The 14,949-nt window shown below is 40.1% G+C and carries 11 protein-coding genes; all 11 read right to left on the minus strand.

All coding sequences use genetic code 11. The features are described 5' to 3' along the window. Window positions 1-449: 449 nt before the first annotated feature. A complete protein-coding gene (gene tsaD / locus ACFSGI_RS16280) occupies window positions 450-1,508 on the minus strand; it encodes a tRNA (adenosine(37)-N6)-threonylcarbamoyltransferase complex transferase subunit TsaD (protein WP_204825250.1) in 1,059 nt (352 codons plus the stop codon). Between the two features lie 2 nt (window positions 1,509-1,510). After that, window positions 1,511-2,017: a ribosomal protein S18-alanine N-acetyltransferase gene (gene rimI, locus ACFSGI_RS16285; RefSeq protein WP_379283677.1), complete on the minus strand. Its 507-nt coding sequence runs from the start codon at window positions 2,015-2,017 to the stop codon at window positions 1,511-1,513. A 15-nt stretch (window positions 2,018-2,032) separates the two neighbouring features. Beyond that, entirely contained in the window at window positions 2,033-2,842 is an 810-nt protein-coding gene (tsaB, locus tag ACFSGI_RS16290) for a tRNA (adenosine(37)-N6)-threonylcarbamoyltransferase complex dimerization subunit type 1 TsaB (protein WP_204825252.1), read from the minus strand. After that, the gene (gene tsaE, locus ACFSGI_RS16295; protein ID WP_204825253.1) at window positions 2,839-3,336 is read right to left on the minus strand and encodes a tRNA (adenosine(37)-N6)-threonylcarbamoyltransferase complex ATPase subunit type 1 TsaE; all 498 of its coding nucleotides are present in this window, start codon (window positions 3,334-3,336) and stop codon (window positions 2,839-2,841) included. Before tsaE ends, tsaB begins: the two co-directional genes overlap by 4 nt. A gap of 160 nt (window positions 3,337-3,496) precedes the next feature. Then, a complete protein-coding gene (gene cls / locus ACFSGI_RS16300) occupies window positions 3,497-4,927 on the minus strand; it encodes a cardiolipin synthase (RefSeq protein ID WP_204825254.1) in 1,431 nt (476 codons plus the stop codon). Window positions 4,928-5,125: 198 nt separating this feature from the next. After that, entirely contained in the window at window positions 5,126-5,905 is a 780-nt protein-coding gene (locus tag ACFSGI_RS16305; RefSeq protein WP_204825255.1) for an ABC transporter permease, read from the minus strand. Then, window positions 5,902-6,858: an ABC transporter ATP-binding protein gene (locus tag ACFSGI_RS16310; protein ID WP_204825696.1), complete on the minus strand. Its 957-nt coding sequence runs from the start codon at window positions 6,856-6,858 to the stop codon at window positions 5,902-5,904. Before ACFSGI_RS16310 ends, ACFSGI_RS16305 begins: the two co-directional genes overlap by 4 nt. A 278-nt stretch (window positions 6,859-7,136) precedes the next feature. Beyond that, a complete protein-coding gene (gltB, locus tag ACFSGI_RS16315; protein ID WP_204825256.1) occupies window positions 7,137-11,738 on the minus strand; it encodes a glutamate synthase large subunit in 4,602 nt (1,533 codons plus the stop codon). 588 nt (window positions 11,739-12,326) lie between these two features. Beyond that, window positions 12,327-13,013 carry a metal-dependent hydrolase gene (locus tag ACFSGI_RS16320; protein ID WP_204825257.1) on the minus strand — a complete coding sequence of 229 codons (687 nt, stop codon included), beginning with the start codon at window positions 13,011-13,013 and terminating at the stop codon, window positions 12,327-12,329. Window positions 13,014-13,147: 134 nt separating this feature from the next. Further along, window positions 13,148-13,975 carry a cell wall hydrolase gene (locus tag ACFSGI_RS16325; RefSeq protein ID WP_204825258.1) on the minus strand — a complete coding sequence of 276 codons (828 nt, stop codon included), beginning with the start codon at window positions 13,973-13,975 and terminating at the stop codon, window positions 13,148-13,150. 275 nt (window positions 13,976-14,250) lie between these two features. Further along, entirely contained in the window at window positions 14,251-14,823 is a 573-nt protein-coding gene (gene thpR / locus ACFSGI_RS16330; RefSeq protein ID WP_204825259.1) for an RNA 2',3'-cyclic phosphodiesterase, read from the minus strand. Window positions 14,824-14,949 lie beyond the last annotated feature (126 nt).

The raw sequence follows: 14,949 nt of genomic DNA on the forward strand, positions 1-14,949 counted from the left end.
TTTGAGTGAATAATGTGGTAAACATATCCCCTACTTCATCATTTTGAAAAAGCTTCGTATAATCACTTATTTTATACTTATGCACATTTTATAGGGGATATGTGGATAACTTTGTTAACATCTTGACAAATACAATCTTTATTCTAATGGTTTTTGTAAACGGCTAATTATATAAACGTGCTTTTATAAGGACTATCGTATATTGTCTATTTGGTAGAACGATATACGATATACTTGACTTCTGCTAACAGAATATTTTCACAATCTTCCTATCATCTACCTTTATTATATCGGAAATTGATGTTTCCATATTTTCCAATTACGCATTTCTTTTTGCATCTATAATCATTACTTTAACAGCATATACAAAAAACCGTTATCTCTTTAAAAGAGACAACGGTTAGTTATGTTTTGATATCAAATTCTTATTAATCTATACTATTTTCAGTTTACTCTACAGGTTGATATGTGACCGACCATTTTTCGAGTGAAAAAGATGGCTCTGCTTTCATATCTAATGTGGTAAATTGACTATGTTTCCATTTGAGATAAGCAGCCGCTCCAATCATCGCAGCATTATCGGTACAATATTCAAATGGTGGAATCAATAATTCAATTTGTTCTTTTTCACAACGTTCTGTTAGATTCGCTCGTAGACCGCGGTTAACTGCTACACCGCCGCACAATAATAATTGCTTGGCTCCATACTGACGCACCGCACGAACAGCTTTTTCCACCAGTACTTCAACCACAGATTCTTGAAACCCACGAGCAATCTCGCCGATCATCGGTTCTTCGCCACGCATTTTTTTCTGATTAACAACATTCAATACTGCCGACTTCAATCCACTTAGACTGAAATCATATGAATCTGCTTCTAACCATACTCGTGGCAAAGCCACTGCCGATTCTGCTTCCATCGCCAGATTATCTACATACGGGCCACCAGGGTAAGGGAATCCCAAAGCACGAGCTACTTTGTCATATGCTTCACCTACAGCATCGTCACGCGTGCTACCGATCAATTCAAATTGACCTTCTGATTGTAATAACACCAATTCGGTATGTCCACCCGACACGACCAGTGCCATCGAAGGATACTGAATATCCGCGGTTAAATTATTAGCATAAATATGCCCTGCAATATGATGCGTTCCAATTAAAGGCTTGTCTAGCACAAATGCTAGACTTTTCGCCGCCATAATCCCTACTAAAAGAGCACCGACTAAGCCCGGCCCTTGAGTGACTGCAATAGCTGAGATATCTTCTAATGCAACTCCAGATTCTTGGATTGCTTCTTCAATCATTAAAGTTATACTTTCGACATGTTTGCGTGAGGCTACCTCGGGTACAACACCGCCAAACGCTTTGTGCGTCTCTATCTGACTTGATACAAGATTGGACAGCACGATTTTACCATCTCGTACAATAGATACTGACGTCTCATCACAGCTCGTCTCTATCGCTAGAATATGGCATCCTTCACTTGGTATAGCTTGTTGCATCATCTTTATTCCACGCTTCCTTCCAACTGATCTTGCGCGTCTGCTAATTCACACCACATGATCATGGCATCTTCATTATTATCCGAATAATATCCTTTGCGAATACCTGCATTAGTAAATCCAAGCTTCATATATAATTGCTGAGCAATCTCATTAGAAACACGTACTTCAAGCGTCATTCGTATCATTCCTAATTCTAGCGCCCAGTTCATCAGTTCAATTAATAATCCTTCACCCAGTTTGCGTCCACGATATGCTTCACGAATCGCAATATTAGTCACATGTGCTTCATCCATAATCGTCCACATGCCTGCATAGCCGATCGTTCGTCCATCGATGATCATGACCATATAACGGGCAAAATGGTTCATCGTTAATTCATTGCGAAACGCTTCTTCTGTCCATGGCAGTGTGAACGCTTCATGTTCAATCTCCATCACGTCTGGAATATCGTCAATCGTCATTTTACGTAGCACAGGTTGTTGTTGATTCTGCTCGTACAATAATGCCATGAGCACACTTCCTTTCTATTTCGATTGGCGTAGCAAATTCGCTTCAGCTTCTGACAATTGTGTGTAATTAGGTAGCAAATGATGCGTATCATCATATGTACCATCCAAAAGCAGACTTGCTCCTACTTCTCCTGCACACCCTGCATCTAGTCCACACTCTAATATCGTTAACTCGGCTTTTGCCACATCTCGTAATTGCTCTGCTCGTTCTTGATGATTCGCCGTTTCCCCTACGATCAAAATATGATCCGGGCGCTCTTGTTGTGGTAATGCCTGATATTGCTCTGCTATTTGATTCATCCAGTGATCCATCAGCATAATTCGATCTTCTTCTAAGCGATGTGGCAAAGATGATAACTGTACTGGATCAACGGTACTATTTGCTCGAAGCTCAAATAACGACGTATAGACTTGAGCACGTCGACCATCCATTAGTGGAATAATCCAAAATGTTGAATCTGCTGATGCTGTCTGGGTATACTTCTGATACCCGCTCCAAGCCAGTGCCGCTAGACTGGAAAAGCCTACTACCGGAATATTCAAAGTCCATGCTAATGTTTTGGCTGTCGTGACTGCAATCCGAATACCTGTATACGAACCAGGGCCTACGCCAACAGCAATACCGGTTAATTCAGTACGTGCAGTGTTAGACTGTTCCATCAGCTTCTGGATTCCGTTCACCAGACCTACGGAATGATTACGATCAGCATAACTATTTTCAGATACTAATACTTTATTGTCTTGCATAACAGCTACATTTTGAGCAGCCGTAGATGTATCCAAAACCAAAAACCGCTTGCGCGGCTGTTCGTTGATTTCACTCATTGATTGTCACTAACTCCATTCTGTATTAACTCATTACACCATGCTGAATAAAGCTCTCCATAACCTGTACAGATAAACTTACGTGTATCGTCTTCATTGACTGTAATCTCAATCTTCAAATGCTGGGCTGGCACCAAGTCAGGGATAATACTTGCCCATTCAACCAGTGTAGCACCTTGTCCATAAAAGTATTCATCTAACCCCAGATCAGCCGCTTCATCTTCACTAATCCGGTATACATCCATATGATAAAAAGGCATATGTCCTTCATATTCCTTGATGATCGTAAATGTAGGGCTATTCACCAAAGCAGTCACACCTAGATAACGAGCAAACGATTTGGAAAAATGCGTTTTGCCTGCTCCCAAATCTCCATCTAATGTAATGATCGTACCAGGTACAGAACGTTTTGCTAAAAAAGCAGCCAATTGATCGGTATCTTCCAAGCTTTTACTGATAAATGTATATGATAGTGCAGGTAATCGTTCAGACATGTGTTCCTCCATATAAAAGGGCAACCGACAGATCAGCTATTCCAAGACCTATCGTTTGCCAAATCTTTTGATAGAGCGATTATACCATATTCTTGAGCCAGTTCCTTGTTAAGATCATAGACAGTTGCAGAAACATGTACATGTATAGATAAGGGCTATTTTATAAAAGTGGTGATAACATTCGTGATAACGTCTCCATCGTTTTTTGCATACGGGATCGCTTGATAAACTGTTCATAATTCAATAAGCGACTATGTTCTAGATCGCGCTCAAAATCTTCCATCAATCGTTGAATCGTCGACTGCTCTGCCAACACAGCCACTAATTCAAAGTTGCTATAAAAACTACGCATATCCATATTAGCTGTACCTACTGAAGCCAATAGATCATCAATAACCATCACTTTAGCATGAACAAATCCTTTTTCATATTGATGAATACGTACTCCTGCACGCATCAATTCTTGCATATATGATAACGAAGCATAATGAACAACTTGCGAATCAGATACTTTAGGAATAATAATATCTACTTGAACACCACTGACTGCGGCTGTTTTGAGTGCGGTGTAGATGCCTGCATCTGGAATAAAATAAGGCGTTGTGATACAAATACGTTGCTTCGCTACAGCAATGGCACTAAAACATAATTCTTGAATGGCATCCCAGTTACGATCAGGCCCGCTGGATACAATCAATGCTCGCTCATTGCCTGCACATTGATGCTTGGGAAAATAAATAGAATCGGTTATCCGTTGCCCTGAAGCAAATTCCCAATCTTCTAAAAATACAGTTTGCAAAAAATAAACAATATCTCCGCGTGTCTCCAGATGAGTATCCCGCCAGTATCCAAGCTTAGGATCATATCCTAAATAATCATCACCTATATTCAGTCCACCCATAAATCCTACTTCACCATCAATCACCAAAATTTTGCGATGATTACGATAGTTGACTTCACGCTGAATAAAAGAAGTAAATGGAGGTAAAAAGAAATAAAACTCAATCCCTGCGGCTTTTAACTGACGAACAAATTTGTATTTCAAATGATAACTTCCCAACCCATCACACAACATTCGTACTTTCACACCTGCTTGGGCTTTACGGATCAGAACATCGGTAAATTCTTTGCCAATCATATCATCTCGAAAAATATAAAACTGAATATGGATATGATGCTCTGCTTGCTCCAACGCTCGTAACATCGCAGCAAAAGTAACTTTTCCATCGGTTAGTACTTTAATATCGTTACAAGCAGTGATTGGATTTTCAGTCAAATGAGATAACAAGCCAAACAAACGCTCTTCGTTTTCAAATTTCGGATTGCCCATATCTTGTGCATGACGGATTACATGAGATTGTCTCCACAGGCGGTGACGCACTTCGCGAAAAATAATGGTTCCTTTTTTACGAATCGTACGACGAATCCGGTAATTACGAGCTACAAAATAATAAAGTACAAATCCTAAAAAGGGAACACAATATGAAATAAACATCCACGCAACTGCTTTGGATGGACGACGAAACTCCAGAATCAATATAATTCCTGTCTGGAAAATAAAAATAAGACAAATAAGCACAAGCCAAATCATACGATGCTTCCTTTCTATCGAACTCTTCTTTGTAAATCTTCAAAAGTAAATCACTTCTATAAGTGAATCACTTCCTCTATCCTTATAACCAACTCATTATCGGTTGATTCACCTAATTTAATGTAATTATTACCATATCAAAAAACGCTACTCTTCTGTAGAAGAATAGCGCTTAGGTTATGATCAAGTGTATATCGTTTATGCTCGAACATCTCTTTTGACAAAAGAAAACCATGTAATCGCGATAAACACAATCATATACACAAGCAATACACCTAAAGAGAATCCTAATGAGGTCACGCCAAACGTACCTGTAGGTGAATTAAAATACTGTGTCAGATCCAAATTCGTCGATAATAAATACTTCACGATTCCACGATCTTCCGGTTGCAGGAAAAGGCGGAAAATGCCATTCAATGTTCCTCCAGAGAAATACAACAATATCGAAATTGTTATTGCTAACGCTGTAGAACGGAACAACGAGGACAACATAAAGGCAACAGTAATTAAGACTAAAGCGCGAATATAATTGTATAGAATAGTCAGTAAAAGATCAGGTGTAGCTCCTGATACAATACTACTTTCAGAAGAAGTTGGAAACAAAATATAAGCAAAAATGACATTCAATATTACAAATAATAAGGTAGCCACTAATGAAAATAAAATCACAGAAATATATTTAGATAATAAAATTTTCCAACGATCCCATGGACGAATCAATAACAGCTTAATCGTTCCTCTTGAAAATTCGCTTGATACCGATTCAGAAGCAATAATAAGCGATAACATAATTACAATAAAATATAAAATAAATGACTGATACAGTGCGCCTGATGCATTAAAAGGAACATCTATAATCTTGAGGAAAATCGGTACAATAGGTGAACCGATGATCATTAAAATGCTCAAAATCCAGGTTGACTTTTTCAGTACAATTTTGAGATTTTCATTATGTACCAGTCTCCAGAAATTCATCATAATTGTCCTCCTCGCGTCAATTCTAAAAATTGATCTTCCAAGCTACGTTTGATCGGACGAATCGCATACACAGCTATTCCATTTTGAACAAACAATGTATTCAGTTGTGCTACTTCTTGACGGTCTGCTTCAATTGTCCATGTATTTCCTTCTACTGTTCCAGATGACGTTAATTGAACAGCTAATTCAGGTTGATCGAGTTCAAAAACAACTATTATTTTCGCTATTAGATCTGCTTCTGCTTCTTGAGTGGTATGCAGTTCACGTACGTCTATTAATTTCCCACCATCAATCACAGCAATCGCATCACACATCAATTCCATTTCAGCCAGCAAATGACTGGATACAAATACTGTTGTTCCTTGTTCACGAGTTAATGCACGTAAATAATCGCGTAGTTCTCGTATCCCTTGTGGATCAAGTCCATTGGTCGGTTCATCCAGAATTAGTAATTTGGGACGATGAAGCAAGGCTTGCGCCACTCCCAAGCGCTGACGCATACCTAGCGAATAGGTACTTACTTTCTCATGAATACGTCCGGTTAGCCCTACGAATTGAATCACTTCATCAATTCGCTCTGGTTCTACCCCAGGAGACATACGTGCATATTGCATTAGATTCTGTCTACCTGTCATATACTTGTACATTTCTGGGTTTTCGACAATTGCGCCTACTTTAGCGATGGCTTCTTCAAAATGAGTGCGAATACTTTGACCTTCGATCAAAATATCTCCTTCTGTCATACTCATCAGACCTACCATCATACGAATAGTCGTCGTTTTCCCTGCACCGTTAGGCCCTAGAAATCCAAATACTTTACCTGCGGGAATATCTAGTGTCAAATGATTAATTAACGTTTTGCCACCGATCACTTTGCTTACATTTACAAATTGAACAACAGGTAAACGACCTGCTTCATGAGAGGCTTTGGTATCTGTGAGTGAATCTTTCATATGTTGTTCTGTAGAAGATCTCACTGTATCGAAATTGGATTCCATATTTTCTCCTCCTGCTCTATGTATCAATCTAAATAGCGAATATCTATGCCATTCTTTACCCAGTGTATCATAGTTCAAGACAGACATAAAAAAAGAACCTGTTGACTGGATCATTCCAGTAACAACAGGTTCTTCAATAGGTTATTGAGATAAAGATAACTTGAGATGCTATAATCCTTTTCTATTCTATAAAATCGAAAAGAGCTAATAACCATCCCAACGATGCTAACATATTACGCACCGGAACGTGCCAGTTCACGCATATTGGCTTCAAAGGCTGCAAGTAATGCTGCTTCGCCTGTTAGACCTGTATCGTGAACTTTTTGAATTTGCTCGGTCATCCGTTTGTAGTCTTTAGGGATAACACGTACAAAGTCTTGAGATTGTTGATTCCAGTCTTGCAATACACGCTGCCCTGCTTGACTACCCGTATACTCCACATGACGTTCGATCAGAGATCGTACTTCTTCCAGTTCAGCCGCTTCTTCAATCGATTCCAGTAGAACCATTTCAAGATTGCAACGCTCTACAAAGCTACGATCTGGATCAAGCACATACGCAATACCACCAGACATCCCTGCTGCAAAGTTACGTCCTGTACTACCTAATACAACAACCCGTCCCCCGGTCATATATTCACAACCATGATCTCCTACGCCTTCAACGACTACATTAGCGCCAGAGTTACGTACAGCGAACCGCTCACCAGCGATACCACTAATATACGCTTCACCGCTTGTAGCGCCATATAGAGCCGTATTTCCGATAATAATATTATCTTCCGCTACGAATGTAGCTTTGGCATCTGGACGAACGACTAATTTACCACCAGACAATCCTTTACCTACATAGTCATTACAATCGCCTTCGACTTTGAGTGTCATTCCTTTAGGAACAAATGCACCAAAGCTTTGGCCTGCTGATCCTTTGAAGTTAAAAGTGATTGTATCTTCCGGCAAACCTGCTGCGCCATATTTGCGTGTGATCTCACTACCCAAAATCGTACCTGTCGCCCGGTTCACGTTACAGATCGCAAGGTCAGCTTCAACAGAAGTACCATTTTCAAGAGCTGGAGCTGCTAGTGGAACCAATTGTTGCATATCCAGCGTCTCTTCCAATTGATGATTCTGTCTTTGGATTCTGTAACGCTCACTACCTTCTGCAAGCTTAGGCTCATGTAGCAATACAGATAGATCCAGACCTTTTTTCTTCCAGTGTTCTGCCGCATCTACAGCATCTAGACAATCCATACGTCCAACCATTTCTTGAACGGTACGGAATCCAAGTTCAGCCATAATTTCGCGGAAATCTTCAGCTACGAATTTCATAAAGTTTACAACATGATCAGGATCACCTGTAAAGTTTTTACGAAGTTCTGGATTCTGTGTCGCTACACCTACAGGACAAGTATCCATCTGACAGACACGCATCATAATACAGCCTAATGCTACAAGTGGTGCTGTAGAGAAACCATATTCTTCTGCACCTAATAAAGCAGCTACAGCTAGATCACGTCCGCTTAGCATTTTACCATCTGTCTCCAACACAACACGGTCACGAAGATTGTTCATAATCAATGTTTGCTGTGTTTCAGCTAGACCCAGTTCCCACGGCAAGCCTGCATGACGAATAGATCCTTGCGGAGATGCACCTGTACCGCCATCATAACCACTAACCAAAATAATATCTGCACGACCTTTAGCAACACCTGCTGCGATCGTACCTACCCCTACTTCAGCGACCAATTTTACATTGATATCTGCGCGTGGGTTTGAATTTTTGAGATCATAGATCAGCTCAGCTAGATCTTCAATCGAATAAATATCATGATGCGGTGGTGGCGAAATCAGACCTACACCCGGTGTAGAACCACGAACTTCTGCTACCCACGGATATACTTTACGACCTGGCAACTGTCCACCTTCACCCGGCTTCGCACCTTGCGCCATTTTGATCTGAATTTCATCAGCATTGACCAGATAATTCGATGTAACACCAAATCGTCCAGATGCTACCTGTTTGATTGCACTACGACGTGAATCTCCGTTGGCATCCGGTACAAAACGAGCAGGATCTTCGCCACCTTCACCGGTATTACTTTTACCACCGATACGGTTCATCGCGATAGCTAGACTTTCATGCGCTTCTTGACTGATCGAACCAAATGACATTGCGCCTGTTTTGAAGCGTTTGAAGATCGATTCCAATGGCTCTACTTCTTCCAAAGGAATAGGTGCGCCATTTGGTTTGAATTTGAGCATCGAACGAAGTGTCAGACGTTGTTCATTCTCGCCTTCAACTAGTGCTGCATATTTTTTGTACAATTTATAATCGCCAGTACGGACTGCATGTTGTAACAAATGGATCGTTTGCGGATTAAATAAATGCTTTTCTCCATCATTACGCCATTGATAGTCACCACCGGAATCCAGTACTTTATCGTTGCCGTCTTTGTCTGTAAATGCCCGGTTATGCTGAGACAGACTTTCTGCGGCTACTTCTTCCAGACCGATACCGCCTATACGTGAAGCTGTCCATGTAAAGTATTGATCTACAAAGTCTTGCTTCAATCCTACAGCTTCAAAAATCTGTGCGCCACGATAAGATTGAATAGTCGAAATCCCCATTTTAGAAAGGATTTTAGTGACCCCTTTGGTAACACCTTTAACATAGTTTTTCACAGCTTTCTCGTGTGAAATACCGCGTAACAATCCTTGTTTGATCATATCTTGCAATGATTCAAACACCAGATATGGATTGACCGCACTAATTCCGTAACCTAACAACAATGCAAAATGATGCACATCACGAGGTTCGCCAGATTCAAGCAACAAACTAACTTTTGTTCTTGTTCCTTGACGAATCAAATGGTGATGCAAGCAAGCGACTGCAAGCAAGGAAGGAATCGCTGCATTTTCTTTATCTACACCACGATCGGAAAGAATCAAGAAATTATGACCTTTACGAATAACACGATCTGCTGCTGCACATAGATTGTCTAATGCTTTGCGTAATCCTTCTGCGCCTTCTGCTGCTGTATAGAAAATAGGAATCGTCATCGCTTTGAATCCAGGACGGCGAACATGACGGATTTTGGCAAAATCTTCGTTCGACAATACCGGTGTATTCAAAATAATCTGACGACAACTTTCCGGTTGTGGATCTAGTAGATTACGCTCAGGGCCAATTGATGTTGCTGTTGACGTTACAATCTCTTCACGAATCGAATCGATCGGCGGATTGGTTACCTGTGCAAACATCTGCTTGAAATAATTGAATAGTCGTTGCGGACGATCAGACAGTACCGCAAGCGGTGCATCATATCCCATCGAACCGATCGCTTCAGCACCTGTAGATGCCATAGGCTCTAGCACTTTACGCAATTCTTCAAATGTATAACCAAACGATAATTGCAATTGTTCAATATTACTATGATCCGGTTGAATCGCTTCCGGTGCATCTGGAATCTCGTCCAGATTCATCAAATGCTCTTCAAGCCACTCGCCGTACGGTTGCTCAGAAGCAATTTTATCTTTGATTTCTTCGTCTGAAATAATGCGTCCTTCTGCTGTATCTACAAGCAACATACGTCCTGGACGCAGACGGTCTTTATACAGAATATCTTCTGCTGGAATATCCAGTACACCGACTTCAGAAGACAAAATAATACGATCATCTTTGGTCACATAATAACGCGCTGGACGTAGACCGTTACGGTCAAGTGTTGCTCCGATCTGAATCCCATCGGTAAATGCCATCGCTGCCGGTCCATCCCAAGGTTCCATAAGACAACTATGATATTCATAAAATGCTTTTTTCTTCGCATCCATGCTGTCATGGTTACTCCACGGTTCAGGAACCATCATCATAGCGACATGTGGCAATGAGCGTCCATTCAAATATAAGAACTCTAATGTATTATCAAACATCGCTGTATCTGATCCATCTGGATTGATAACAGGGCGAATTTTATCGATATCATCACCGAATACTTCGCTTTCGAAGAGCGATTGACGAGCATGCATCCAGTTTACATTTCCGCGCATCGTATTAATCTCACCATTGTGAATCATAAAGCGATAAGGGTGAGCACGATCCCAGCTTGGGAATGTATTTGTACTAAAGCGAGAGTGAACCAATGCCATAACAGATTCAAACTCTTCATTGCGTAGATCCAAATAAAACTCGCCTACTTGAATCGTTGTTAACATGCCTTTGTATACCACTTTGCGACAAGACAAACTCGGGATATAGAATGTTTCTCCACCCGGTTCACTCGCAAAGCGAATATGACGTTCTGCTAAACGGCGAATCACATATAATTTACGTTCAAACGATAATTCATCTTGAGCTTGTAACTCTGAGCTACGTCCAATAAAAAATTGGCGAACGACTGGCTTCGCATCTTTTGCCGATTTGCCAAGTGTACTGTCATCTGTAGGTACAGTACGCACACCAAGAAGAACTTGTCCTTCTTGCGCAATAATATCTTTCAGCATGTCTTCATGACGGTTACGTAGTTCTTCATCACGGGAGAGGAACACCATCGCTACACCGTACTGACCTTTTTCAGGCAATTCAAAATCAAGTGCTTTTGCTTCTTTAACAAAAAAACGATGAGGAATCTGCACCATAATACCGGCTCCGTCACCGGAATTTGGCTCGCTACCCTGACCGCCACGATGCTCCATGTTTTCAAGCATTGTTAGCGCCTGGCTAACGATCTGATGACTAGGTGTTCCTTTGATGTGTGCAGTAAAACCCATACCACAAGCATCTTTTTCAAATTGAGGATCATAAAGCCCCTGTTTTGGAGGCAAACCAGTAATGTTCATAATACGCAACCTTTCTATTATGAAGTGAGATGTCAAGAGAACAGCCAGTGGACGGCACTACGAGGACGACAGTGAATATCGCAATTTCAAAGGATAGGGTATAACAAAACAGGCTGCTCTTCCAATCATCACGACCTGCATACGTAAATAACGATACAGATGGTTGGAAGCAGCCTATCTGAATATAATATTAGAAATGAATAGTAGAAGTATAATTATCCGAATCTCTGTTAGTAGAGATTATACGTAGCATAAGCATTTGCTTTTACCCTGGATTAGTTATCTCATTTTAACACTGACCTGACATCGTGGCAATTCAAAATTTTTATAGTTCTGATAAAATATTATTTTGCGTCAAAGCATTAGTGCAATAACGTATCGCATTAACTTCTTAGCAATATAGTGTATTATTATACATTAAAATTAATAATTAATACATACTTTTTATCTATATATTTTATCGTTATTGCTGCAAATAAATAAAGCCTACCCTTTTATAGTAAAGGTAGGCTTTTAATTTGGATACTGCTTTGTACTATTTATCTAAAGATTTATTCTTTTATTACAAAGTGAATCTGCTGAACAGAATTAGATCTCTACACTTTCACCGATTGCTAATGGCAAACCTTTGATGCCCTCACGCTCTAACTCTTTTGCAAATGCTTCTGCATCTTGTTCGATAGGCGGGAATGTATTGTAGTGAACAGGAATGACTTGATTAGCTTTGATCCATTTTGCTGCAATCAATGCATCATCAGGCCCCATCGTAAAGAAATCTCCGATTGGCAATGCAGCGATATCGATCGTATTCAATTCACCGATTAATTTCATATCTCCAAATAGCGCTGTGTCTCCTGCATGATATAACGTCTTATCACCCATCGTTAACAGAATACCCGCAGGCTCTCCCAGATAAATATTTTGACCATTTTCTTCAATCGATGAAGAATGGAATGCTAGCGTGTACTTCACTTTGAACCCGTCGAATTGCTTGCTACCACCGAGGTTCATTCCTACTGTATTTTCAACACCCTTACCTGCTGTATATTGAGCCAATTCTACGACTGCAATCACAGGGCAATTGTTATTATTAGCGATTTCTACCGTATCTCCAAAATGATCAGCATGACCATGCGTTAAAATAACAGCGTCTACTTTAATATCTTTTGGAGCAACATTTACATGTGGATTTCCTGAAAGGAAAGGATCAATAATAACTGATTTCCCATCTTGTTCAACCAGCAAGCAAGACTGGCCATAATATGTGATTTTCATAAATAAATGCACCTCCGAAATAAATTAATATACTCCGCATTGAGTTTAGCATGCTCACCAACGAAAGTATAATTCCTCTACTTCTTATAAACTAGAAAACAGCAAACTAAAACAAACCAGCCAATTTCGTGGTTTTATTTAAAAAAAGTATGGTGTCCAATTTGCACAACTTTGGTACGCGTACGTTCTATCGTATCATCTGTCGCCAAAGACAAGGACACAAAATAGTACGTATTATCAGGCACTTCTTTATGACCGGATAGAGCTGCACTTACTGCTTGAACAGACTCAGCATTAGGCTTAACACGATCAAATCTACCGTTGTTTACAGGCGAAAACTGGTATCTTTGATAAATTACATCTTTGATAGTTTTGGGAAAATTAGCTGACCGTAGCCGGTTTAAGACAACGTTGGCAACTGCCACTTTGCCTTCGTACGGTTCGCCTTCAGCTTCTGCCATAACGATACGTTCTAACAGTAGCCGATCTTTACTAGACATTGCGTAGGTCCAGGTTGCTTCGGATTTCTCCTTCTGGTTAAGTAGCTCGGTCCGAGTAAAGTATAAGTGGGTTGGAGTTGAATCATGAATAGACGAACTTGCTGTTACAATACCAGACGATACTTTCGCTTTGGCTGAACGCGCGTTCGCTGCTTTCAATTTTGCTTGTTTGGCTAATTTTTTAGCTTTAAGAGCTTTGATCTGTGCTGCTGTTGTTTCTGCTTTGACTTGTTTAATCACTTTTTTGGTATGTGTATTATTCCAGGTGACAAAACTTAGACTTGTCCTTGCTTCAAGCGGAGAAGCAGACGCTACTACAGGCTTAGTTCCCCATATAGGCAATTGAGTAAAAGATTCTTCTTTGGTTGTACGGTTATCCATCCAGAAAGGCATAGACATTACAAATATAAAAAGCACGCCTAGCAAAGGCGTAATCCATTGGTTGCGTTTAATAAACTCCATTTTTTTCCTCCAATATTGTTAGCTTACTCCATCCTCTATGTAACCTATCCGATTTCATTTGAATACACCAACATTCAAATTTTGAATCATTTTTTCAATTTATGATTCAATCAAATATGCGATTACAAGCCGAAGTTACTAATCTAATTTGAATTTTCTTACGAACGAAAATTCAGTTTCCATCCCGCCTTCAATTACAAAATTGCAGCAGAACGTATAGTAGTATAGTTACTTATCTTTTGTCAAATTGACAAAAAGCCAATATTAGGCATAGGTTACTCTTTTCCAAAAGGAAAAGTAGCAATATTCTCATATGAAGGCTGCTGTCCTACTCGTATTTTGCACAATACCATCTCGGTGACTTGCCATCCAACAGGTGGCAACTGAAATGTATGATCCAGCTCTGAAAAAGGAATTTCACCTTTATATTTGCGAGCGATGGTGATATGTGGACGATATGGACGATCTTCCGGTACATATCCCAAATCTGTACAAGCTTGTCCTATCTGATGCTGAAGAATATACAATGATTGAAGATCACCTTCAGGATGTACCCACCATACTCTCGGTGCTTCGATCAGACCAAACGTATCTAACGATCCCACCTGTAAAGCAAACGGTGGAGTCTGTGCTGCTACCTGAGCAATAGCATGTTGCAATAGAGGTAGTTGTTCTACCCATACATCACCTAAAAACTGAATAGTGATATGTAAATCCTCTGCATGTGTCCATTTGCGAAAATTATATTTCTCATGTAGTGAAGCGCTCCAATCACTTAAAGATTCTGCCGCTGCTTGACCTATCCGCAAAGCAACAAAAACACGCTCTTGTCCTGCTTGTGTACCCATGATCCATATAACCTCCTTCTACTTCAAACACTTTTTAACGAACACACGTTCTATCATTACTTCCACTTAGTATACACCAATTGATCTAAATCTGCAAAACACTACATTCCTCTACTGCTTCTAATT

It is taken from the genome of Paenibacillus nicotianae (assembly GCF_042681745.1).
Taxonomy (GTDB): domain Bacteria; phylum Bacillota; class Bacilli; order Paenibacillales; family Paenibacillaceae; genus Saccharibacillus; species Saccharibacillus nicotianae.

Coding starts and splice junctions, on each gene's coding strand:
- rimI (WP_379283677.1), bottom strand. CDS start 2,017: ATGGCATTATTGTACGAGCAGAATCAACAACAACCTGTGCTACGTAAA.
- tsaE (WP_204825253.1), bottom strand. CDS start 3,336: ATGTCTGAACGATTACCTGCACTATCATATACATTTATCAGTAAAAGC.
- ACFSGI_RS16320 (WP_204825257.1), bottom strand. CDS start 13,013: ATGAAAATCACATATTATGGCCAGTCTTGCTTGCTGGTTGAACAAGAT.
- ACFSGI_RS16325 (WP_204825258.1), bottom strand. CDS start 13,975: ATGGAGTTTATTAAACGCAACCAATGGATTACGCCTTTGCTAGGCGTG.
- tsaB (WP_204825252.1), bottom strand. CDS start 2,842: ATGAGTGAAATCAACGAACAGCCGCGCAAGCGGTTTTTGGTTTTGGAT.
- ACFSGI_RS16310 (WP_204825696.1), bottom strand. CDS start 6,858: ATGAAAGATTCACTCACAGATACCAAAGCCTCTCATGAAGCAGGTCGT.
- tsaD (WP_204825250.1), bottom strand. CDS start 1,508: ATGATGCAACAAGCTATACCAAGTGAAGGATGCCATATTCTAGCGATA.
- ACFSGI_RS16305 (WP_204825255.1), bottom strand. CDS start 5,905: ATGATGAATTTCTGGAGACTGGTACATAATGAAAATCTCAAAATTGTA.
- thpR (WP_204825259.1), bottom strand. CDS start 14,823: ATGGGTACACAAGCAGGACAAGAGCGTGTTTTTGTTGCTTTGCGGATA.
- gltB (WP_204825256.1), bottom strand. CDS start 11,738: ATGAACATTACTGGTTTGCCTCCAAAACAGGGGCTTTATGATCCTCAA.
- cls (WP_204825254.1), bottom strand. CDS start 4,927: ATGATTTGGCTTGTGCTTATTTGTCTTATTTTTATTTTCCAGACAGGA.